This window comes from Clostridium coskatii, from assembly GCF_001675205.1.
GTDB lineage: Bacteria > Bacillota > Clostridia > Clostridiales > Clostridiaceae > Clostridium_B > Clostridium_B ljungdahlii.
In genome coordinates this window covers 82569-106379 of record NZ_LROR01000067.1, presented here as the reverse complement: position 1 = coordinate 106379, position 23811 = coordinate 82569, and the positions used below count along the sequence as shown (strand labels likewise).

Below are 23811 nucleotides of genomic sequence, written 5' to 3'. Positions count from 1 at the left end.
ATTGTAATATATCTATTTATAAGGTGGCGATGAATAGATATTTATATGACAAAATATTTACTTAAGGGGGTTTTTTTATGAAAATAAATTTTTCAGAAAGGGCAAATGGTTTAAAAGCATCTGAAATAAGAGAGCTTTTAAAATTAACAGAGATGCCTGAAGTCATTTCTTTTGCCGGAGGATTACCAGCACCGGAATTATTCCCTGTAGACGGAATGAAGAAAGTTACTCAAGAGGTTTTGGAAAAGGATGGACAAGTTGCATTACAATATAGTACAACAGAAGGTTTTAAGCCTTTAAGAGATATAATAGCAAAGCAGAGGATGTCTCGTGAAGGTGTAGATGTAACTGGAGATGACATAATTGTAACATCTGGATCTCAAGAAGGAATTGAATTTTCAGCTAAGATATTTGTAAATGAGGGAGATACTATAATATGTGAAAGCCCAAGTTATTTAGGTGCTATTGGTGCATTTAAAGCTTATCGACCTAATTTTAGTGAAATAGAGATGGATGAACATGGTATCATAATAGAAAAATTAGAAGAAGAATTAAAGAAAAATAAAAAAGTTAAAATGATATATACAATTCCAGATTTTCAAAATCCAACAGGAATAACTATGTCAGATGATAGAAGAAAGCGTATTGCAGAACTTGCTAAAGAATATCAAGTTCCTGTAATTGAAGATAATCCATACGGAGAACTTATTTTTGAAGGCACTACACATCCATCTATAAAAAGTTTTGATAAAGATGGCTGGGTAATATACCTTGGAACATTTTCTAAAACTTTTTGCCCAGGTTTGAGACTTGGTTGGATATGTGCTGCACCTGAAATACTTGAAAAATATATTATTATAAAACAAGGTGTAGACTTGCAGTGTAGTACTTTAGATCAAAGAGCAGCTGCACTTTTTATGCAAAAGTACGATTTAAATGAACATGTGGAAGAAATTAAAAAAGTATATGGAAAACGCAGAAAGCTCATGCTGGAAAGTATGGACAAGTATTTTCCAAAAGAAGTTAAACACACAAATCCTTATGGAGGACTTTTCACTTGGGTTTATTTAAAAGAAGGTTTAGATTCTGCTGAAATATTAAAAGAAGCTCTAAAAGAAAATGTTGCTTATGTTCCCGGAGGTCCTTTCTTCCCAAATGGTGGGCATAAAAATCACTTTAGATTAAACTACTCATGTATGTCTGAAGACAAAATCGTTGAAGGAATCAAAAGATTGGGAAAAGTTCTTGCTAAATACTATTAATATATGAATAAAACCACTCCCTTTAGGTTAAACTTCTCTTAAGGGAGTGGATAATATGTATGATATAAAAGATTTTGAAAAACTACAAGAGAGAAAAAATAAGCTAAGGGCTGATTGCATTGGGGATAGAGGTTATTTTAAAAGTACTTATTATGAAAGTATGTTTCAATTTAAGTCAATGCACATTCCTACAGAAAGCTTAATTAAATAGAAATTTTTAACTTAAATTATCTTTAGCTCTGTTAAAATTAATAGTCGGAGGATAAATTATATGAAATTATCAAACAGAATTTTAAATATGCAATTTTCACCTATTCGTAAATTGGCACCTTATGCAGCTGAAGCTAAAAAGAGAGGGACAAAAGTTTATCACTTAAATATTGGACAACCCGATGTACTTACTCCTGACATATTTTTTAAGGCAATTTCAAATTTTAAGGAAAATGTACTTAAATACACTGAATCACAAGGAATGGATGCACTTCAAGAAAGTTTTATAGAATATTATAAAAAATGGGGTACAGAATTTACAAAAGATGAACTTTTGATAACTAATGGTGGAAGTGAAGCCATAATGCTTACTTTTATGACTTTATGCGATCCTGGTGATGAAATACTTTCACCTGAGCCTTTTTATACAAATTATAACGGATTTGCACAAGTTGCTTCAGCTAAAATGGTTCCTTATTTAACAAAAGCTGAAGACGGATTTCATTTACCACCTAAAGAAGTAATAGAAAGTAAAATAACTGATAAAACACGTGCTCTTATGATTTCAAATCCAGGAAATCCAACTGGAACAGTGTATACTGCAGAAGAACTCAGAATGCTTGGAGATATAGCTAAAGAACATGATTTATTCTTAATTGCAGATGAAGTCTATAGGGAATTTGTATATGATGGATTAAAATATACTTCAGCCCTTACTTTAAAGGACATTGAAGACAGAGTAATAATCGTAGACAGTATATCAAAGCGTTACAGTGCTTGTGGTGCAAGAATTGGTCTGGTAGCTTCAAAGAATAAGAACCTTATTCACAATATAATGAAATTATGTCAGTCTAGACTTTGTGTACCTACAGTAGAGCAGATAGGTGCTGCAGCTTTAAAGGATACCCCAGAAAGTTACTTCATTGAAACTAGAAAAGAGTACCAAAAAAGAAGAGACATACTTGTGGATGGTCTTAAAAAAATACCTGGAGTTGTATGTCAAAAGCCAACAGGTGCTTTCTACATAGTTGCTAAGTTACCTGTCCCAGATGCAGAAGACTTTGCTAAATACTTATTAACTGAGTTTAATAAAGACGGTAAAACTGTAATGGTAGCACCTGCAGGAGGGTTCTATGCTACTCCTGGTCTTGGAAAAGATGAAGTGAGAATATCTTATTGTTTAAATTGTGATGATTTAAAAGATGCTATGGATCTTCTCAAAGTAGCAATAGAAGAGTATCAAAAAGTTATAAAATAAACAATTATAAAAAAGTTTCCATAATTATTTATGGAAACTTTTTTTATCCAATGTCCAGTTGTACCTCTCACTTTCAATACGAAATCCCATGTTAGTATATAATTGTAAGGCTATATAATTAGAACTTTTTACTTTTATTATTACTCTATTAAATCCACTACAGTACATTATTTTTAAAAGATAGATTAACAGTGCCTTACCATATTTTTTTCCTCTAAATTCTTTTAATATGCCAAAATTTACTATAACAGGTATATCATTTTCCATTACAATTTGCCCATAACCTATATACTCATCATTTTGCTTTAAAAAAATTGCCCCTTTTTCAAAATAGTAATCTTGAGCTTCATCAAAATATATATCCTCTAAAGTCAAAGGAACTCTAGTATCAGTTTTAAATATTTCATTTTGTATTTCACATCTTTTTTGTTCATCTTTTCCCTTTTCAAATATTTTGAATTGAAGTTTTTCGTCAAAAATTAACGGTATATTTTCAAATAAATTTTTATAAAGGGTTAAAGTTCCTTCTCCTTTTTTAAATCCAATACTTTTTAATAAATTGAAATTATAATTATTGTTTTGACATATATATTTTATAGTGCAAGGCTCTTTTATAGTATTTATTAGATACTTATAAGGCGAATTATCTGGGGCAATGCAGTTACATAATACATTCATGGCGTTTATAGTGCACATCTTATTATGAGAAATATCAGACCAAATATAGCCTATATAGTGTAAATCCTTTTTAATAAGTTTTACCCTTCTTCTTAAAATTAGCTGTTTAGCAAAATTATACCTATCATAGGTTTTAAAAAAATCCTCATTTACAGGATTAAATAAATATCTTTTATTGTTTAACTCCCTAAAATACTTTAGATTCTTGTTTGTTAGTTTTACGCATTTATACATACTCTATTTTTCCCCATAGGATTGTTATTTAATATAAGTATAAATTTAAAATAAATCTTGGTCAAATATATAAAGAGACCATCTCAGGTGATGATCTCTTATATATTTGAAGCTTTTACTTCTACAACTTGCTCAAATATACCTCTCTTTATTTCAGTTGCTGTCATATTTCTTGCATGAAACTTTTCGGTCATATAATTACATGCATCCCAAGGATTTATTCTACTTCCACAAGTAAACACATCTACAGCGGCATAACCAAGTTCAGGCCATGTGTGAATAGTTAAGTGGGATTCAGATATTATTACTACTCCACTTATTCCTTGAGGTTTAAATTCATGAAAAGCAACTTCTCTAACTTCGGCACCTGCCTTTATTGCAGAATCAATCATAATTTTTTCTATAAAATCTTTATTATTTAATATTCTAGCATCACATCCATAAATTTCTGCTAAAATATGTCTTCCTAATTCATGCATGCTTCAACTTACCCCCTTAGAAAAAAATACAACAATTAAATTTTATCAAAAATGAGAGAAAAGTCAATATAAATATAGTTATAAAATATTAGTTTGCAATAGCTCTATTTAATTAGACATTGCTCCCATTTTCTATGTATATTGTATAAGAAATCAGAATTTACACAAAGTTTCTATTTTCTAATCCTTACTTCAGGGTAGTAAATTAAAAATATTTAATTTAGATTTCATCTACTTCTTTTATACTTAAAGCTATTTTTTCGCTATCTTTATTTACTTCAAGGATCTTAGCCTTTATTTCCTGACCTATTTTAAGTACATCTTCTGGTTTATCTATTCTCTTATGGCTTATTTGTGATATATGAACTAATGCATCTACACCTGGCTCTAATTCAACAAATGCACCAAAATTTGCAAACCTAACTACTTTACCAAGAACTACATTTCCAACAGGATATTTTATGTCTACATTGATCCATGGGTCTTCCATGAGCTTTTTTAAAGATAAGGATAATTTTTTCTTTTCTCTATCAATATCTAAGATGTAAACTTTAATCTTATCTCCGATTTTTAAAACATCACTTGGCTTTCCAACTCTTCCCCAGGAAAGTTCAGATACATGTAGAAGTCCGTCAACTCCTTGTACATCAACAAATGCGCCAAAATCAGTTAATCTTCTGACTTCGCCATCTACTACAGTATCTTTTTCAAGTACATTCCAAGTCTGTTCCTCCATCTTTTCTCTTTCCATCCTCAAAAGGTCTCTTCTTGAAGCTACTATTCTGGTACCTTTCTTTTCTTCTTTAAATTCAATTATAGTTACATCAAGCTCTTTATCTACATATTGTGAAAGGTCATCTACATGATATAATTCTACATGAGAAGCAGGTATAAATACTCTAGCACCTTTGTAATTGGCAACAAGACCTCCATTTACAGCTTCTTTTACAATAACCTTTAATACTTGACTATTTCCATTAGCTTCTTTTAATTCTTTATAAGCATTTTCTCTTTCTAATTCTATCTTAGATAATACAACATATCCATCTTCGTTTTGTCTTCTTATTACTTTAACATATAATTCATCTCCACAATGAATTAATTCTTCTAAGTTGTCACTTTCATTTTTGGTTATTTCACGTTTTGGAAGTACACCTTCTGATTTATATCCTATATTTAAAAAAACCTCTTTTTGATTTACAGATATTACTGTACCTTTAATTTTTTCACCCAATATTATTTGGGTATCATTTTTGTCCATATAAGATAGTTGCTCATTTAGTTCTAAATTTTTGTCATCACTCATTTTTAAAATTGCCTCCTTTATTATCCAATCTGGTGTTGAAGCTCCTGCTGTAACACCTATAGTTTTAATTTTATTACAATTACTTATATCATCAGGTATTTCTCCTGAATTTTCAACATAAATAGTATTATTGCAGTTATCTTTACATATTTCATAAAGTTTAGTAGTATTAGAGCTATTTTTACCACCTATTACTACCATCATATCTACTTCTTTAGAAATATCTGCTGCTGCCTTCTGACGAAATTCTGTGGCACTGCATATAGTATTAAAAGCAATAAATTCTTTGCAATTTTTAGTCACTATACTAAGCACTTTTTCCCAGTTAGATTGTTTTTCTGTAGTTTGAGAAACTATACATAATTTTGATGGTAACTTTTCTAAATTGGTACCATCTTTAGATATTAAAGCCTTATTTTCACACCATCCATTTATTCCAATTACTTCAGGATGATTTTTATCTCCTACTATTAATATAGAATACCCTAATTTATAATATTCTTGTACTTTTCTTTGTATATTTAAAACATATGGGCAAGTTGCATTTACTATGTTTATTTTTTTATTTTTTAAAGTAAAAAATATTTTTTCGGGAACACCATGAGAACGTATTATAACCACATCATCTTCCCTTAGATTATCTAGATTATCTATTTCTATAGGATATATACCTTTTTCCTTTAATTTATTTACTACATCACTATTATGAATCAAAGGACCTAAAGTATATATTTTTTTATTAAATTTTTTTTGAACCTTTAAAGATTCGTCTACAGCTCTTTTTACTCCAAAGCAAAATCCGGATTTGTCTGCTAAAATAATGTTCAATTTTATCACCTTAATTATTTTATCTATGTTCTTCAATATATTTTTTTATATAGGATGAAATTATTTGTACAACTTCAGAAAGAGAGAGAAAAGATGAATCTATCTCTACAGCATCTTCTGCCTTTACAAAAGGTGAAGAGGATCTATGTGAATCTATATGATCTCTTTTAATTATATCATTTAGTATTTCGTCATAGTTTACAGATATATTTTTCTCACTCAGTTCATTATATCTTCTTTTAGCTCTTTCCTCTGGACTGGCAGTTAAGAAAAATTTCAAAGGTGCATTTTTTAAAACAACACTACCAATATCTCTTCCATCCATAATTACATTATATTCTCCTGCCATCTGCTGTTGCAACTTTACAAGTAATTTTCGAACATCAGAAATTGCAGCGTAATTAGATACAGTATTGCTTATTGTAGGATGCTTTATACTTTCTGTTAAGTCTTCCCCATTTACAATTAACTTCTCTCCTTCAAAATACATTTTAAGAGATTTTGTGACTTCACATACTCTATTTACATCTGTGTAACTTATATTTTGTCTTATACACATAAGAGTAACTGCTCTATACATAGCTCCCGTGTTTATGTACATAAAATTAAATTTTTGGGCTACGATATTTGCTATGGTGCTTTTACCTGCAGCTGCAGGTCCATCTATTGCTACAGATATTTTCAAAATATTATTCCGCCTTTCTTAAAATAGTCAATATAAAGATAAAAATTTATATATCTACATTCTATTATAATTCTATATAAAACTATAAAATCCTTTATTTTATGATCTTATATAAAATTAGTTATTTTCTTAAATATTCCCAATGTCATTTCCTGCTAAAAAACCGGTAGATAAAGCAATTTGCATGTTAAATCCTCCAGTATAAGCATCTACATCTATTACTTCTCCACCAAAATATAAGTTTGGAACTATTTTAGACTTCATATTAGACGGATCTATTTCTTTAACAGTTATACCGCCAGAAGTTACTATAGCTTCAGCTATAGGGCGAAGTCCTTTTATATTCATTGATAAATTTTGAAGCAAATTTACTAATGTATGTCTTTCAAGTTTTGTTATAGAATTAACTTTTTTGTTTGGATCTATATTACTCAAATTTACAATTACATCTATTAATTTTTTAGGAAGCAGGTCATCTAGGGAATTTTTAAAACTTTTATTTGAATACTTAAAAAAATCCTTTTGTATTCTTTTATCTAATTCTTCAAAGTTAAGAGCAGGTTTTAGATTTATAACTGCCTTTAAATTATGTTTGTTCTCTACAACTCTACTTCCACTTAATACTATAGGCCCAGAGATGCCAAAATGGGTAAACAACATTTCTCCAAATTCCTCATATAATGTATTTTTTTTAGGATCTATTATACTTAACTCTACATTCTTTAAAGAAAGTCCCTGAAGAGATTTGATCCAATCATCACTTATTTCTATTGGTACTAAAGCGGGATTTATAGGTGTTATAGTATGACCTAAATCTTTTGCCATTTTGTAACCGTCCCCGGTAGAACCGGTTTGGGGATAAGACATTCCCCCTGTACACAATATAAAATAGTCGCCTTTTATTATGGAGTTATCTTGAAGCTGAACTGATTCTATACGATTTTTTCTACAGATAAATTTGATAACCTGGGAGTTTAATTTTATAACAACCTTTTTTCTAAGCAATTCTTTTTCCATAGCACCAATTAAGTCTGAAGATTTATCAGATTCAGGGAAAACTCTATCTCCTCTTTCAACTTTTAATTTAACTTTTAAGTTATTGAAAAAATTTATAGTATCATTGTTTGTAAACGAATAAAGAGAACTGTATAAGAAATTCGGATTTCGAGGAATGTAATCAAAAAATTCATTTATATCTTTTGAATTGGTTATATTACACCTTCCTTTTCCGGATATAAACATTTTCTTACCTAACTTGTTGTTTTTTTCAACTAAAACGACATCATTATTTTTTGCTGCATTTATGGCTGCCATCATACCAGATGGGCCACCACCAATTACTATTACTTTTGACATTAATCTACACACCTTATTTTCTTTCAAATGCCTAATCTAAAATGGACAAATTCAAAATAAATTCGTCCCTTGTAGAAAATTCATCTTTAATTTTGTTCTCTAAAAGAATATACTTGATACTCTTTCCAAATGTCTTCTAAATCTGAAAAAGTAGAAGATATTTTATCCTTTTCTTGCATACCTACAGCTACGATTAAAGCATTGATTACACTTAAAGGTGCAACTAGTGAATCCACAAAAGAAGCCATATTACTCTGGGCTATTAATGTGTAATCTGCTCTTGCTGCAAGTGGTGATAGAAGGCTATCTGTAATAGCAACTACTTTTGCATCTCTACTTTTAGCAAATGTTAAGGACTCAATAGTTCTTACTGCATATCTTGGGAATCCTATACCTATTACTAAATCATCTCCAGTTAAGTTTATCATCTGTTCAAAAATATCACTTATTCCATATCCAACAACTTTTACATTATCCAATATCAAATTTAAATAAAATCCTAAAAAATCTGCAATTGCAGTGGAACTTCTAAGACCTATTATATATATTTTTTTAGCCTTAAATATGTTTGCAATTACATCGTCAAAAGTTTTATGATTTATCTTTTCTAATGTAGCTCTTATGTTTTCCATATCTGATTTTAAAACACTTTTTAATGGACTTTCTTGGCTTACAAAATCATTTGACAATTCAATTCTCTGTACTGTAGTTAATTTATTCTTTATTAGTTCTTGAAGAGATTTCTGCAATTTAGGATATCCTGAAAATCCAAGTTCATTTGCAAATCTAACTACTGTTGATTCACTTACGCCTACACTCACACCTAATTTAGCAGCTGTCATAAAAGCAGCTTTATCATAATGTTTTAATATATATTCAGCTATTAATTTTTGGCCTTTACTCAATCTAGGAAATTTAACTTGAATTGTTCTTATCAGGTCCTGGTTGTCAACATTCTCCATTTGCTTCATTCCTTTCTTTCATTGCTATAATTCTTGCAATATTTACTTCAGTTTAACATCTATTGACTAAATTTTCAATAGATTATTCATTTGTTTATCTAATTTTTCCCTTAATTTTTTGCATAATCCATGATAATTGATACTTTTATTAAGAATAAAGCAATACACAAATTTAATTTTTTATATATTTTATCTCATCTTCATTCAAATATCTCCATTTTCCTTCTTCTAAATTTCCTACATTTATGTTACCTATAGAAATTCTAGTCAAAGATATTACAGGATGGCCAATGGCATCACACATCTTTCTTATTTGTCTATTTTTCCCTTCATGTATTTTTATCCTAACTTTGGAATTATTCTTGCTCTTATTTATGTTAAGTATATTAAAATCTGCTTTGGCTGTTATATAGCCATCTATATTTACTCCATTTTTAAATTTATCTATATCTTCCTTTGAAGGGATTCCCTTTATAACTGCAACATATACTTTATTTTTCTCCATTTTAGGATGAGCTACTTTATTGTACACTTCTCCATCGTTAGTAAGTATAATGATACCAGAAGTGTTATAATCAAGCCTACCTATTGGATATATTCTTTCTTTTACTTTGACAATATCTAAAATAGTATTTCTTCCGCGATCATCCTTAACTGTAGAAACATATCCTGTAGGTTTATTCAATAGTATATATACTTTTTTATTTTCTTTTTCAATTTTTGCATCATCTACAGTAATTTTGTCTACCTTGTCATCAATTTTTGTTCCTAAGCTTTTAATAGTTTCTCCATTTACTTTAACTCTTCCCTGTAATATTATGCTTTCACATTTTCTTCTTGAAGCTATACCACAGCAAGCCATATATTTTTGTAATCTTTCTACCATAATTAACACCTACCTATAAACTCTTTAATTCATAGCTCATAATTATATACAATATAAATAATCCTCAATGACATTGCCATTAAGGATTATTTATATTATTCCATTTCTTGTATACTTATTTGTCTTATATGTTTCGTGTGATTCCATTCTTTATTATTCTTGTCCAATATACCCTGTATTGTTATAGGTATCCAAGTTAAGGTATATATACCATATAAGAGATACCATATAAATACTTTAAAACAATTTTTACCACATAATAAAGATACACCTATTAAAAATACTAAGAGATATAATACATTTCCAATCAACATTTCATAGAAAGTTGGAGATGTAAATACATGTGAAAGCACAATTATATTTAAAGAATACAGTGCAAATACAGAAAACATTTTTTTAGAAAGTTTACTCTCTAAAAGCATTATTAAAGGAGTAAATAAAAACTGAAATATACTGAAAATTTTCCATTCAATAGATGAAAACATCGAATTTATAACAAATATATTTAAGCCATGTGGATTGTTGTTTTGCAGTACAGTTAACAGTGCTGAAACTCCTAGTAATAAAGTTACAAAAGGTTGTATTGTATATATTGCACAATCAAATGCTGTAAAGCTTCTGTTTACAATAGATTTTTTTATAAGCTTAAAGAAAAATCTAGAAGCAACATCAGTAAATCCCTGCATCCATCTTTTCCTTTGTGTCCAAGATTGTTTTAAGGTCAAAGGTTTTTCATCATAAACTATTGCATTGTGAGCCCAACCAACTTTTTCACCATTTAATACTAGTTTACATGTAAACTCCAAATCCTCAGTCAAGCAAGTAGCACCCCAGCCTAGCTTCTTCAATATATCTGTTTTCATACAAAATCCAGTTCCACCTATTTGAGTTGACAATCCAAGATTTGATCTAGAAAGTTGAAAAAGCCTGTTTGTAGACCAGAAAGAAATTGAATAAGAACCTGTTATCCATGAATCATTTGGATTTTTACTATCTATGTAACCTTGAACAACTTTATATCCTTTGCACAATTTATAATTCATTTCAGTTAAAAAATTTTTTGAAACTAAATTATCTGCATCAAAGATAGCTATAGCATCGTATTTACGATCCATTTTAAATATTTTGTTAAACATCCACTCAAGAGCATAACCTTTTCCTTTTTTATCAGGAACTTTTCTTTCGTATACATTAACGCCATACTTTTTTGATATAGATGCAGTATTGTCATCACAATTATCTGCAATAACAAAAATATCATACATATTTTCAGGATAATCAATATCTTTTAAGCTTTCTATTATTTGTGCAATTACCATTTCTTCATTATGAGCTGCCACTAAAAGTGCAAAAGTATTTTTAGGTGTGCATTTTTCAGCGCCATTATCCTTTTTTTTGTATAATCCAAATAGAGAAAGTATTAGGTAGTAAGATGCAAGTATACAAACTAGTATTTGGAAAATAAATGTAGAATTAAAAATAAACCCTTTCATCATAAAATCCTTCCTTAATATATTTACTCTATTATTTATATAACGAATAAACATAATTATCGTATATCATAATACCACAAATTTTTAGTCATACTGTATTTGTTGTAATATTCTGATTAATATATATATCCATACTATAAGTTTTTTTGATAGTCAAGTGACTTTATATTACTAAAAAATATAATTTGCATATTTTCAACTATGTTATAATTATCGTGAAACATAGATATTTTAAGGGGTGATAAAATAATGGAACATATAATAAATTGTAAAGGTCTAAAATGTCCTCAACCAGTAATAAATACTAAAAAATACTTTGATTCCATAGAAGAAGGAATTGCTACTGTTGTTGTAGACAATGAAGTCTCAAAAAATAATGTATGCAAGTTTGCTAAGAACAATAGTTTTACTGCTAAAGTAGAACAAAAGGAAGATCTATTCTATATAACTATTAAAAAAGATGCTAGTAATTGTGAGCTATGTGAGTCTAATCAACAAAAACTGACTATAGTTATATCAAATAATAAACTTGGACTTGGCGATGATGAACTTGGAACCACTTTAATGAAAAGTTATCTATATGCGCTGAGTGAAAGTGAATATCTTCCAACTAACTTAATATTTTTAAATGGTGGTGTAAAACTAACAGTAGAAGGTTCCGATTGCATTGACAATTTAAAAGTGCTCGATAAAAAAGGAGTAAATATATACAGCTGCGGAACTTGCCTTGATTTTTATGGCTTAAAAGAAAAATTATCTGTAGGTGAAATAACTAATATGTATGATATAGTTGAAAAAATGAATTCTTCAGACAAAACCATAAAGCTATAATTTAAGATTTTACATTCACCTATTCATCAGATATAACGAAAAGTTACTTATTTCTTTTCATTATATCTGATTGAATTACAACACACAGCTTAAAAATTAATCAACTCATTAACTTTTAGCGCAAAAGAGTTAGGTCATATATATCTTTTCTTCTGTTTTTAATAATGGGTAAAGACTCCCTAACATCATTTATATAGTCTAAGTCTAATTCAGATATTAGTATTCCCTCTTTTTCATCTAATATATCTGTTATTGTTCCACAAGGATTTACTACAATGGAATGTCCATAAGCTACATAGGAATAATTTATATCTCTAGCAGGTGATATTCCTGCTATGTAAATTTGATTATCCACTGCCCTGCTTCTAAACAAAAGTTCCCAATGAGCTGGACCAGTAGTCATATTAAAGGCTGCTGGAATAAATACTATTTTAGCACCATTAAGAGCCATTAATCGTATGAGTTCAGGAAATCTTATGTCATAACAAATCGCTATACCTATCTTTCCCCATTTCGTATCTATTATTGTAATTTTATTACCCGGAGTTAAAACTTTAGATTCTTTAAAAGTTATCTTATTTTTTATATCTATATCGAATAAATGCATTTTCCTATGTTTGCCGATTAAATTTCCGTCCTTATTGAATACAAAAGAAGTATTATAGACATTCCCCTTCTGGTCAAGTTCTGGTATAGAACCCCCTATTAAAAGTATCTTTTTTTCTCTTGATACAGAGGAAAGCATTTTTAAGGTATCTCCATAACAATATTCTGCTTCTGCATATTTTTTAAAATTTTTGATGTCATAAGGACAGTTAAACATCTCAGGTAGAACTACTATATCTGCTCCTTTATCTGTAGCTTGTACTATCATGTTTTTTGCCTTTTCTATATTGCTTTTTTTGGAACAACTTAAAACTTTCATTTGGCATAAACCTATCTTTACCACAAAAACACCTCTTAAAACTAAATCATTTTATTTAATCGTTAAAATATATTATAGCCATAAGTTGTATACTTTATATTATAACATTAACTATAATTTATTACTCCAAACTATTTAAGTTTTCGTAAAAACTTCATAAATTAATAGTATTTATTGCTTTTTGGAATTACTCTAAAAAATCTATTGCTTAATAATAGGTAAAATTATATAATTTTTATGATATTACTATAGATAAGAGGGAGATTATTTAATGAAACAACATTCACTTTCAAGGACTGAATTATTAATTGGTAAAGAAGCTTTGGAAAAATTGAAGGATAGTACGGTGGTTATATTTGGATTAGGAGGCGTAGGTAGTTTTAGCCTTGAGGCTATAGCGAGAGCAGGTATAGGCCACATTGTAATTGTAGATGATGATACTGTTTGTTTAACAAATATAAATAGACAAATACAAGCTAATTTTCATACAATAGGTAAATATAAAGTAGATGTCTTAAAAGACAGGGTTTTAGATATAAACCCTAATTGTAAAATAGAAGCTTATAAAACCTTTGTAAAGGAAGAAAATATAGATGAAATCATACCGGATAAAACAGATTATGTAATAGATGCAGTGGATACCGTATCTTCAAAAATATCCTTAATAATGTGGTGTAAAAAACACAATGTTGATATAATAAGCTGCATGGGTACTGGAAATAAATTAGACCCTACTAAATTTAAGATAGCTGATATATATGATACAAAAATATGCCCTTTAGCTAAAGTTATGAGACATGAACTTAGGAAAAGAGGTGTAGATAAGGTAAAAGTACTTTACTCAGAAGAAATCCCTAAAAAACCTAAGATAGATGAGGTTGTAACTTGCAAAGAAGGATGTGTATGTGCAGGAGGATCTAGAAAATGTCTTGCCAAACGTCAGATACCAGCTAGCAATTCTTTTGTACCTCCTGTAGCAGGAATGATAATAGGCGGAGAGGTTATAAAAGATATAATAGATATCTAAACTCATATAAAGATACAGGCTTTAATTACTTATATTTTAGTCTGTGTCTTTTTAATTTGTAAAGAAATATTGCATTAATCTTGTTTATATTTACCATATATGTTGTCTAGATCGCTTTTGTAATTCAAATTTGTAAACATGCCTAGCGAATTATCATATTTTTCTTTTATAGTTTCTGGTATATATTTTATATTAGTACCTTCTATTATTTTTCTAATAGATAATCTTCCAGCATCTATACCCCGTTTAAAATAAGGTACAAGATCTTTAGAATAAAAAGAATACAAGGGCTCTATATCTTTTCCATTGTGAGCCATTATAACATGAAAATTTTTTTCTTTTGTAAAATTCATCATATATTTTATATATTCTAAATTTACAAAAGGCATATCACAGGCTATAAAAAATGTATATGGAGATGAAGAATAATTAAGTCCTGTAAATATTCCACCTGCAGGTCCATATTCTTTTTTTAAGTCTTCTAGTACAGTGTATTTTATATTTCCAAATTTATATTTGTTTTCAGCTACAAAAACTACTTCATCAAATATATTCTCTAGCTTTTCGGCTGTTATTTCTACTAGAAATTTTTCTCCTATTTTTATTTTACTTTTGTCAAATCCCATCCTGCTACTTTTTCCACCACACAAAATTACTGCTGTATATTTTTCTTTCAAGTTTTTCCCTCCTAAGTGCGTTTTCTTTTATATTTTATCATTTATTTTTTGTGATATCTAGTTTGGTTTACATTTTTTTAATTTACATAATATTTATACTGTTAACTAATTGTATTTATAAGAGAAATATAAGATTTTACTAAAAAAATTTACTCATTTTTATCAAAAAAATATATACTATAAATATATATATGCTACTATATATTTAAACTACAAATTAGCTAGAAGGAGACTTTTTAAAATGTTTGATTCTAAATACAAACCTATGGACAAAATACTATGGGAAGGCAGAGTTGATAGTGAAACTAATTTTGATGCTTTCAGATGGCATCAATGGATTAAGTGCATTGATTTAAGAAAAGATGACCTTTCTCCTTATACTGGTAAGCTGGGATTTGGTTTTATTGGATTTTGCTGCGATGAAGGTGTAAGACGCAATAATGGAAGGACAGGTGCTTCAAAAGGTCCAGAAAGTATCAGAAAAGAAATGGCAAACCTTCCTTGTTTTTTTACAAAAGACGTTAATTTATTTGACTTTGGCAATATTATTTGCGATGATAATTCTCTAGAAGAAAGTCAGGAGCTACTTTCAAAAGCAGTATCTAAAATATTAAGTTTAAATCTTTTCCCCATAATTCTAGGTGGAGGCCATGAAACCACTTTTGGACATTACAAAGGAGTTTTAAATCACTTAAGTAAACATACTAAAACTCCTGACATTGGTATTGTAAACTTTGATGCTCATTTTGACCTTAGGCCTTATGAAAATGGTGCTAGTTCAGGAACAATGTTCAGGCAGATTCATGATCTTAATATAGATAAGGGAATTGACTATTCATATTTTTGCATGGGAATACAAAATCACAGTAACACTGTAGATCTTTTTAAAACAGCACATAAATTTGGAGTAAAATATGTACTAGCCAAAGACGTAACTAACGATACTGAGTGGAATACCTTAGACAAGTTGAATGATTTTATTAAAAAGCATGATGATATTTACATAACAATATGCTCTGACGTATTTACTTCATCTTACGCACCTGGAGTAAGTGCTACCCAATCCTTGGGACTTGACCCAGAAAAAGTTCTAAAATTCTTAAAATACATATTAAAATCCAACAAAGTAGTAAGTTTTGACATATGTGAAGTTTCTCCTAGGTTTGACCAGGATAAAACTACAGCAAATTTAGCTGCTGTCATAATATTTTCAGTAGTAAATACATTATGTACAATAAATAATTTATTTGTCGGTTATTAAAAAATAAGTTTCGCTTTAAAGCGGAACTTATTTTTTAAATCTTAAATTTTTTAACTATATTATTTAGATTTTCTGCTAATTGCTCTTCTTTTTCAGCTGTTAATACTATTTTATTTACAGCTGCAGAAGTCTCATCAATGTTCCCCTTTATCGTCTCTGCATTTTCAGAAGACTTAAACGCATTTTGTGCCATATTTTGTACTACGTCATTCATCTGACTTACAGTAGCATTGAGCTCCTCTGACATAGATGCTACATCATAAGACATTTTATTTAAAAATTCCGCATCCTTATAATATTTATCTCCCGTATTTCTGAAAGCTTCTAATTGAGGATCCACATTTTCATGTATAAAATCAAGTATATCGTTTCCGTTATCCGAACAGGACTTAAAAGCTTCATATACTTTTGATATAGTGCCCTGAATAGCTACAACAGCCTTTGAGGACTCCTCTGCAAGTCTTCTTACCTCTCCTGCTACTACTTCAAATCCTTTACCTTTTTCCCCTGCTCTAGCTGCTTCTATAGCTGCATTTAATGCCAAAAGCTCCGTATTTTCTGCTATACTTGCAATAGTATCTGCCATTACCTTTATGTTTTCTACTACTTTAATGTCTTCAATTACTTTTAACATTTTTTCCTTTTTTTCTTCATACATTTTTTTCGTATTTTCTATGGATTCTTCGGTTTTATTTCGTATGTCCACTGCTGCACTTTGAATTTTGTCTGCACTAGAATTTCCCTCTACAGCCCTTTCAGATAGCTGATTTACGTTTCCACCTATTTCTTCTATAGATGCACTGATTTCTTCTGATACTGCGCTTGTTTCCTGTATGCTGTCTACTATATTTTTCACTGCGCTATTCATAATTTCAGACTTTAAAGATAACTGTTCTGCAAGCTTAGTTAATTCCGTGCTGGATTTATTTATATCATTCGAATCGCCTAGTATTTCTTTTACAAGTTGAGTTAGTTCCTTATGCATTATATTAAAGGAATTTGATAATTTACCTATTTCATCTTTATAATTTAATAAGTAATTGTATTTGTCATCATAGGTTAAATCAAAATTAGATATTTTATCTGCCATTTTAGATAGAGACAATATAGGATCTCCTATTTTTTTACCAAAATATATGGAAACTAAAAAAGCTGCAATTATACATAAGGCAATAATTATTATAAAAGATCTAACTAAACTTTGAAGTGGTTTTGTAATTTCAGATACAGGTACTGAAAATCCAACTATCCAGCTGCTGGATGGTATTTTGGAAGTAACAAAATACTTTTCATTACCATCATAGTCTTTTAGTTTTATAAAATTGCTGCTTAAGATATTTCTAAATTGTCCATTCATAACATCATTTACATTTTGAAGTTTTTTGTCTCTAGGCTGAAAGTCTTTATTTGGATGAATTATAAAATTACTGTCACTATCTATTAAAAATCCATAGCTATTATTTATTACCTTTGCTCTTTGAATGATATTGGTAATTGTTTCTAAGCTAATATCACAGGCTAAAACACCAACTATACTTCCATTTTGAAATATAGGTCTAGCTATAGTTATAACCATTTTTTTTATATCCATATCTAAATAAGGTGAAGAATAGATTATTCCTTTTTTCCCTACAGCTTTCTTGTACCAATCTCTCTGTGTACAATCGTATCCAGCTGGAGGTACCCATCCACCGGCATCAATATTGCTTTTATCTGCGGCTCCTATATATATATCTGTGACAGATTTATTATCTTTTAATTTTTCCTGAAGATAACTAAGTACGTTATCTTTTTGGGCAATACCTATGTTTTCCACAGAATCTCCAATTTCATTTACTATTTTTCCCTCGCCATCAAACCATTTATCAGTTGCTTCTGCATATTTGTCTGATGAAACTAAAATTCTATCTTTTAATTGACTTGTAACAACTTCATAAGATATGTAATATGTAACCGCAGATGATACCAATAAACTGAAAATGCATATTAACGAAGCAAGTAATACTATTTTTGATTTAATACTTTTCATAAATATTCTCCTATTTTGTCATATTTTTCTTAAATTATTATGGATATCACAATAAAATGTACTAATTTTTTAAAATATATGAAAAGACATATGTTAAAAATGTCTTTTCATATACCAAATACTACTACATTATACTACCAGTGATTTTTAAACAATTTCTATTTTAACTTTTCCTCTATAATTTTCATAATCTTTTTCTTTTTATCAGTACTTTTTTTCAAAAGGTTACTGCATTCATCTGCTATTTTCTTTTTATAAGCTTCATCTTTAATGCTTCTAATATTTATTTTTACATTGAGTAAAGCTCCTTCTATTGCTGTTTCTGTAAGAGAAGCTGCCACTCCAGCATCAGAAATTGCATTTTTATTTCCATAATTTACTGCTGTTTCTATGTAACAATACAACTTATATGCTTTCTTAGCTACTTCAAAAGGTATATTTTGTGAATTCTCATTACCTTTCTTTATAGCTTCTTTTCTAGCTTTTATTTCTTTATCTGTTACTTTTGGCATCCTATATGCCTTCATCAAAGATAAAAAAGCTTCTGTATCTTTTTCCATAAAATTCAAAAATTCTTTTTTGCACAAGCTAACTTCCTTTGAAGAAGTGTCAATATCTTCTTTTATAGCATCATTGTATTCCAAATACTCCTTTTTACCTATGGTTAAATTAAACACCATGCTTGAAAGAGCACTAGCTAAACTTGCTGAAAGAGCAGCAATACTTCCACCCCCAGGTGCTGGTGAACTAGAACCCAGCTCTTCTATAAAATCTCTTAATTTTAAATCCTGCAGCATATTTTTCCCCCCTAAAATAAATATTTTATTTTTTAATATACTAATTATTTATAAAGAGACACATCTTCATTATTTATAAAATGTGTCTCTTTATGTGTTACTTTAAGCTTATATTACAAGGCTTTGCTTATACACTAGAAATCTTTGTTCTACTAATTTTTATCTCCAACACAATTATGTTTTTCATCATTTAATATACTGTGTTTCATTCCATAAGCAAAGTATAATAACAAACCTACTCCAGTCCATATAGCAAATCTAATCCACGTAACACCGGGCAAACTTATCATAAGATATAGACAACATAGCACTGTTAATATTGGTACAAACGGAACTCCCGGACACTTAAATTTTCTTTCAATATTAGGCAAAGTTTTTCTGAGAACAATTACTCCTATAGATACAAACAAGAAAGCCGATAATGTACCAATATTACATAAATCAATAATCACGTCAAGTGGGAAAAGTCCGCATATAACAGCTGTTATAATTCCTGTTATTATAGTACATATACCTGGGGTACTATGTTTCTTGTTTACACTAGAAAATGCTTTAGGCAGTAATCCATCTCTTGCCATAACCATAAATATTCTAACCTGTCCATACAATATTACAAGAATTGTAGAAATCATTCCAACAACTGCACCTACACCAACTAATGCAGAACCCCAATTGATTCCCACTCTAGCTAAAGCAGCTGGAAGTGCATTAGTTATATCAATAGCTTTAAATGGCACCATTCCTGTAAGTACACATGCAACAGCTACATATAATACAATAGTTACACCTAAACAAATAGCAAGTCCAATAGGAACATCTCTCTTAGGATTTGCTGTTTCTTCTGCAGCAGTAGATACTGAATCAAAACCTATAAAGGCAAAGAATATAATTGCAGCACCGGACATTACACCTTTCATTCCGTATGGTGCAAAAGGATGATAATTTGCAGGATTTATATGAGTTACACCAATAAATATGAATATAAGTATTACAGCTACTTTTATAGCAACTATAATATTGTTTACTTTAGTACTTTGAGTTACACCAATATACAATAGCCATGTTATAGCAGCAACAACTAAAACAGAAGGTAAGTCAACAATTCCGCCTTTAAGTGGAGAAGCGGTAAGTGCTGCAGGTATATTGATACCACAGGATTTTAAAACCCCAACAAAAGTACCAGACCATCCTGAAGCAACTGCTGCTCCAGAAACAAGATATTCAAGCATTAAATTCCATCCAATAATCCAAGCTATAATTTCACCAAAAGCAACATAGCAATAGGAATAAGTACTGCCAGCAACAGGAAACATAGTAGCAAGTTCTGAATAAGTAAGTCCACAGAATCCACTTGTAATAGCAGCTATTATAAATGACATTATAACCGCAGGTCCTGCTATTTGAGCCCCTTGTCCTGCAGAAACAAAGACGCCACTGCCTACTACAGATCCTATGCCAAGGCATGCCAAATCAAAATAATTTAGTTCTTTTTTAAGTCCACTTTTTTTTACGGAAACACTAAAATCTTCCACGGTCTTTTTCCTAAATAAATTCAAATCTAATCCCCCCCATATAATTAGTTTAGTAGTATTAAAAAGCCGCAATCAATCAAACGTTTACAATATTGAAAATTTTATCCTTTTAAATTATAATATATTACCCCATGATTTGTGCAAAGCATCTTATTTATAGCTGGACATAAAGTGAGTTAATATTCTCTTTAGTACCAGCTATAAATTATGCTTTTGAAAAATTATTAGACTTACGTTATATTTCTAAATTTACTTTTTCTTCAACTGCTTTTAGAAGTTCTCCACTTGTTATAAGTTCATCACATTTTTCTAGTTCTTTATACATAATCTTATCTTTCTCTATGAAGCTTACTTTATTTCTTACTACATTGTACGCTTCTTGAGTACCTTTACCCAGCTTAAGTCCATCTCTAAAATCTATAGCCTGACAAGCAGCCATTAATTCCGTTGCAACTACTCGTGTTGCATTGTTTACAATTTCTAAGCTCTTTCTTGCTGCAATAGTACCCATACTTACATGATCTTCTTGGTTAGCTGATGAAGAAATAGAATCTACACTTGCTGGATGTGCAAGGACTTTGTTTTCTGATACTAAAGCTGCTGCTGCATACTGTGTAATCATAAATCCTGAGTTAAGTCCGCCGTTCTTTGCTAAGAAAGGAGGCAGATCATTTAATTGGTAATTTACCAATCTTTCTAGTCTTCTTTCTGATATATTAGCAACTTCCGACATTGCAATTCCAAGGAAGTCAAAGCTCAAAGCCATAGGCTGTCCATGAAAGTTTCCGCCTGATATTACATCTGCATTGTCAAATATAATAGGATTATCTGTAACGGAATTTATCTCTATTTCTACTTTATCTTTAACATAATTTACAGCATCTTTGCTAGCACCATGAACTTGTGGTACACACCTTAAAGTATAGGCATCTTGTACCCTCAAATCACCTTGATTAGTCATAAAAGAACTGCCTTCTGTTAGCGCATTTATATTTTTAGCCGTTTGGATTTGACCTGCATGAGGTCTTAACATATGTGTCCTTAAATCAAAGGCATCTCTTATTCCTCTTAAAGCTTCTATAGTAAGTGCTGCTGTAATATCACTAACCTTTAAAAGATTTATAGCTTTGTACAAAGCTAATGAACCCACTGCAGTCATTACCTGAGTTCCATTTATAAGAGCTAGGCCCTCTTTAGCTACAAGTTCTACTATATCTATACCTGCCTTTTCCATGGCTTCTTTTCCAGGTAAAATTTCACCTTGGAACTCAGCTTCTCCTTCGCCAAGCATAGGTAATACCATATGTGCTAAAGGTGCTAAATCACCAGAGGCGCCTAAAGAACCTTTTTCTGGTATACATGGGTGTACACCTTTATTTAACATATCTAAGAGAGTTTCAAAAACACTAAGCCTTATTCCTGAATATCCTTTAGCTAAATTGTTTGCCCTTAATAACATTATTATTCTTACTACTTCTTTTGGAAACTTTCGTCCAGCACCACATGAATGAGACATTATTAAATTTTTTTGAAGTGTCTTGCATTCTTCTCCTGATATAGTTACATCAGAAAACTTTCCAAATCCAGTAGTAATTCCATACTTTGTATCATTTCTCTCAACTATTCCATCTACTACAGCTCTTGACTTCTTAATCTTTTCCTTAGCTTCCTCCGTAGCAGAAACCTTATAATTGTTATATGCAACATTTATAACATCCTCTAAAGTAAGATTTTCTCCACTTAAATTAACAGTTTTCATATCTTATACTACCTCCTAATGTCATTATTCTACTTTGTCTTCTATAACTTTCATAATTTTATTTTCTAATATACTAATTGTCCATTTTTTACTACAACTTCACCAGCTTTAATTACAGCATCTACTGCATTTACACCAAAGTGATAGATTAAATAATCCAAGTTTTTAGCATTAAATACCGTTATGTCGGCTTTTTTACCTTTTTCTATACTTCCTATTTCCTTTTCTCTTGAAATTGCAGCTGCCGCATTTATTGTCATTGCATTTATTATTTCTTCTGGCAGCATCTTAAGTCCAAAACATGCAAAAGTCATTGTACTTTGAAGCGACTCTGTAGGAGAAGTACCTGGATTGCAGTCTGTAGCCAGTGCAACTATTACTCCCTCTTCTATCATTCTTCTTGCTCTTGCAAATTTGTTCAGCATCAAGTAAAAAGAAGTTGTAGGCAGAAGTACTGCAGTTACTTTGTTCTCTGCCAGTGATTTTATACCCTCATCTGAGGCGGATACTAAATGTTCTGCAGATACTGCTTTAATTTCACCTGCAAGTTCTGCTGCTGATATAGATTCCACTTCGTCCGCATGAATTTTAGCCTTCAAGCCAGCTTTCTTTCCTGCCTCTAAAATCTTTCTTGCCTCTTCTACGGAAAATACACCTTTTTCACAAAAACAATCAATAAATTCCGCTAAGTTATGTTCTTTAACATAAGGAATTACTGAATTTATTATAAGGTCTATATACCCATTCCTATTATATTTAAATTCTTCTGGAACTGCATGAGCTCCTAAATAAGTAGAAACTATACTAATTGGATGCTTTTCATTTAAGTTTTTATTTACCGATAGCATTTTTATTTCATTTTCAAAATCAAGCCCATAGCCTGATTTACTCTCAACAGTAGTAGTTCCATGTAAAAGCATTAGATCCAATCTTTTTTTAGTTTCACTTTCAATATCCTCACGGGAAGTATTTCTCACACTGTTTACTGTACTTAATATTCCTCCCCCTGCTTTCAGTATATCTATATATTTTACATTTTTGAGTTTCAAAGATAGTTCAAATTCTCTTGAGCCTGCATATACTACATGTGTATGGCTGTCTACAAGCCCTGGAGTTACAGTTTTACCCCTACCATCTATCACAACGTCACAATTATTTAAATACTTTTTGTATCCATTGCCACTGCCAACGTCTACTATTGTATCATTATCTGCAACTATATATCCATTTTTAATTATTTGTGCATCTTTTAATTTTTCCCTTGTCTTTGGATAACTTCCCCCACAGGTTACAAGGCAGTCTATATTTTTAATTATCATTCTAATTCCCTCCCTTC

General features: G+C 30.1%; 21 protein-coding genes. 6 read left to right on the top strand and 15 right to left on the bottom strand.

What is annotated here, in order from left to right:
* Positions 1-77: 77 nt before the first annotated feature.
* Genes CLCOS_RS16560 through CLCOS_RS16555 form a run of 3 tightly spaced genes read left to right on the top strand, consistent with a single transcriptional unit; the run spans position 78 to position 2730 of the window.
* Complete coding sequence (locus CLCOS_RS16560; RefSeq protein ID WP_063599887.1) at positions 78-1262, top strand: PLP-dependent aminotransferase family protein; 1185 nt, start codon at positions 78-80, stop codon at positions 1260-1262.
* A gap of 55 nt (positions 1263-1317) precedes the next feature.
* Positions 1318-1473 (top strand): hypothetical protein, encoded by a 156-nt coding sequence (locus CLCOS_RS22530; RefSeq protein ID WP_192847871.1) that lies wholly within the window; start codon positions 1318-1320, stop codon positions 1471-1473.
* 60 nt (positions 1474-1533) lie between these two features.
* A complete protein-coding gene (locus tag CLCOS_RS16555) occupies positions 1534-2730 on the top strand; it encodes a pyridoxal phosphate-dependent aminotransferase (protein ID WP_063599886.1) in 1197 nt (398 codons plus the stop codon).
* Between the two features lie 24 nt (positions 2731-2754).
* On the opposite strand, the gene CLCOS_RS16550 is transcribed toward CLCOS_RS16555, so the two are convergent.
* The 8 genes from CLCOS_RS16550 to CLCOS_RS16515 form a co-directional block, all read right to left on the bottom strand.
* On the bottom strand, positions 2755-3642 hold the full coding sequence (locus CLCOS_RS16550) for a GNAT family N-acetyltransferase (protein WP_063599885.1): 888 nt from the start codon (positions 3640-3642) through the stop codon (positions 2755-2757).
* A gap of 98 nt (positions 3643-3740) precedes the next feature.
* Positions 3741-4121, bottom strand: a complete 381-nt coding sequence (speD, locus tag CLCOS_RS16545; protein WP_063599884.1) for an adenosylmethionine decarboxylase — start codon at positions 4119-4121, stop codon at positions 3741-3743.
* Positions 4122-4341: 220 nt separating this feature from the next.
* Positions 4342-6255 carry a bifunctional 4-hydroxy-3-methylbut-2-enyl diphosphate reductase/30S ribosomal protein S1 gene (locus CLCOS_RS16540; protein WP_013238782.1) on the bottom strand — a complete coding sequence of 638 codons (1914 nt, stop codon included), beginning with the start codon at positions 6253-6255 and terminating at the stop codon, positions 4342-4344.
* Between the two features lie 19 nt (positions 6256-6274).
* Complete coding sequence (gene cmk / locus CLCOS_RS16535; protein WP_063599883.1) at positions 6275-6940, bottom strand: (d)CMP kinase; 666 nt, start codon at positions 6938-6940, stop codon at positions 6275-6277.
* Between the two features lie 129 nt (positions 6941-7069).
* Positions 7070-8296, bottom strand: coding sequence for an NAD(P)/FAD-dependent oxidoreductase (locus CLCOS_RS16530; RefSeq protein ID WP_063599882.1), 1227 nt, complete (start codon positions 8294-8296; stop codon positions 7070-7072).
* Positions 8297-8382: 86 nt separating this feature from the next.
* Positions 8383-9258 (bottom strand): MurR/RpiR family transcriptional regulator, encoded by an 876-nt coding sequence (locus tag CLCOS_RS16525; protein WP_013238785.1) that lies wholly within the window; start codon positions 9256-9258, stop codon positions 8383-8385.
* Positions 9259-9430: 172 nt separating this feature from the next.
* The gene (locus CLCOS_RS16520) at positions 9431-10144 is read right to left on the bottom strand and encodes a pseudouridine synthase (RefSeq protein ID WP_063599881.1); all 714 of its coding nucleotides are present in this window, start codon (positions 10142-10144) and stop codon (positions 9431-9433) included.
* 95 nt (positions 10145-10239) lie between these two features.
* Positions 10240-11637 carry a glycosyltransferase family 2 protein gene (locus CLCOS_RS16515; RefSeq protein WP_063599880.1) on the bottom strand — a complete coding sequence of 466 codons (1398 nt, stop codon included), beginning with the start codon at positions 11635-11637 and terminating at the stop codon, positions 10240-10242.
* Between the two features lie 249 nt (positions 11638-11886).
* Here CLCOS_RS16515 and yedF point away from each other — a divergent pair, with 249 nt between their 5' ends.
* On the top strand, positions 11887-12468 hold the full coding sequence (gene yedF, locus CLCOS_RS16510; RefSeq protein ID WP_063599879.1) for a sulfurtransferase-like selenium metabolism protein YedF: 582 nt from the start codon (positions 11887-11889) through the stop codon (positions 12466-12468).
* A 115-nt stretch (positions 12469-12583) separates the two neighbouring features.
* On the opposite strand, the gene CLCOS_RS16505 is transcribed toward yedF, so the two are convergent.
* A complete protein-coding gene (locus CLCOS_RS16505) occupies positions 12584-13417 on the bottom strand; it encodes a carbon-nitrogen hydrolase family protein (RefSeq protein ID WP_082853464.1) in 834 nt (277 codons plus the stop codon).
* Between the two features lie 247 nt (positions 13418-13664).
* Here CLCOS_RS16505 and CLCOS_RS16500 point away from each other — a divergent pair, with 247 nt between their 5' ends.
* Positions 13665-14420, top strand: a complete 756-nt coding sequence (locus CLCOS_RS16500) for a tRNA threonylcarbamoyladenosine dehydratase (protein ID WP_063599878.1) — start codon at positions 13665-13667, stop codon at positions 14418-14420.
* Between the two features lie 74 nt (positions 14421-14494).
* Here the strand turns inward: CLCOS_RS16500 and mobA are convergent, their stop codons facing one another.
* Complete coding sequence (gene mobA / locus CLCOS_RS16495) at positions 14495-15097, bottom strand: molybdenum cofactor guanylyltransferase (RefSeq protein WP_063599877.1); 603 nt, start codon at positions 15095-15097, stop codon at positions 14495-14497.
* Positions 15098-15338: 241 nt separating this feature from the next.
* On the opposite strand from mobA, the gene hutG reads away from it, so the two are divergent.
* Positions 15339-16358, top strand: coding sequence for a formimidoylglutamase (gene hutG, locus CLCOS_RS16490; protein ID WP_063599876.1), 1020 nt, complete (start codon positions 15339-15341; stop codon positions 16356-16358).
* A gap of 34 nt (positions 16359-16392) precedes the next feature.
* Here hutG and CLCOS_RS16485 read toward each other — a convergent pair whose 3' ends face one another.
* The 5 genes from CLCOS_RS16485 to hutI form a co-directional block, all read right to left on the bottom strand.
* Positions 16393-18387, bottom strand: a complete 1995-nt coding sequence (locus tag CLCOS_RS16485) for a methyl-accepting chemotaxis protein (RefSeq protein WP_063599875.1) — start codon at positions 18385-18387, stop codon at positions 16393-16395.
* A gap of 158 nt (positions 18388-18545) precedes the next feature.
* Positions 18546-19184: a cyclodeaminase/cyclohydrolase family protein gene (locus CLCOS_RS16480; protein ID WP_063599874.1), complete on the bottom strand. Its 639-nt coding sequence runs from the start codon at positions 19182-19184 to the stop codon at positions 18546-18548.
* Positions 19185-19336: 152 nt separating this feature from the next.
* Positions 19337-20740, bottom strand: a complete 1404-nt coding sequence (locus tag CLCOS_RS16475) for an APC family permease (protein WP_063599873.1) — start codon at positions 20738-20740, stop codon at positions 19337-19339.
* A gap of 211 nt (positions 20741-20951) precedes the next feature.
* A complete protein-coding gene (gene hutH, locus CLCOS_RS16470) occupies positions 20952-22475 on the bottom strand; it encodes a histidine ammonia-lyase (protein WP_063599872.1) in 1524 nt (507 codons plus the stop codon).
* Positions 22476-22540: 65 nt separating this feature from the next.
* Positions 22541-23794: an imidazolonepropionase gene (gene hutI, locus CLCOS_RS16465; protein WP_063599871.1), complete on the bottom strand. Its 1254-nt coding sequence runs from the start codon at positions 23792-23794 to the stop codon at positions 22541-22543.
* Positions 23795-23811 lie beyond the last annotated feature (17 nt).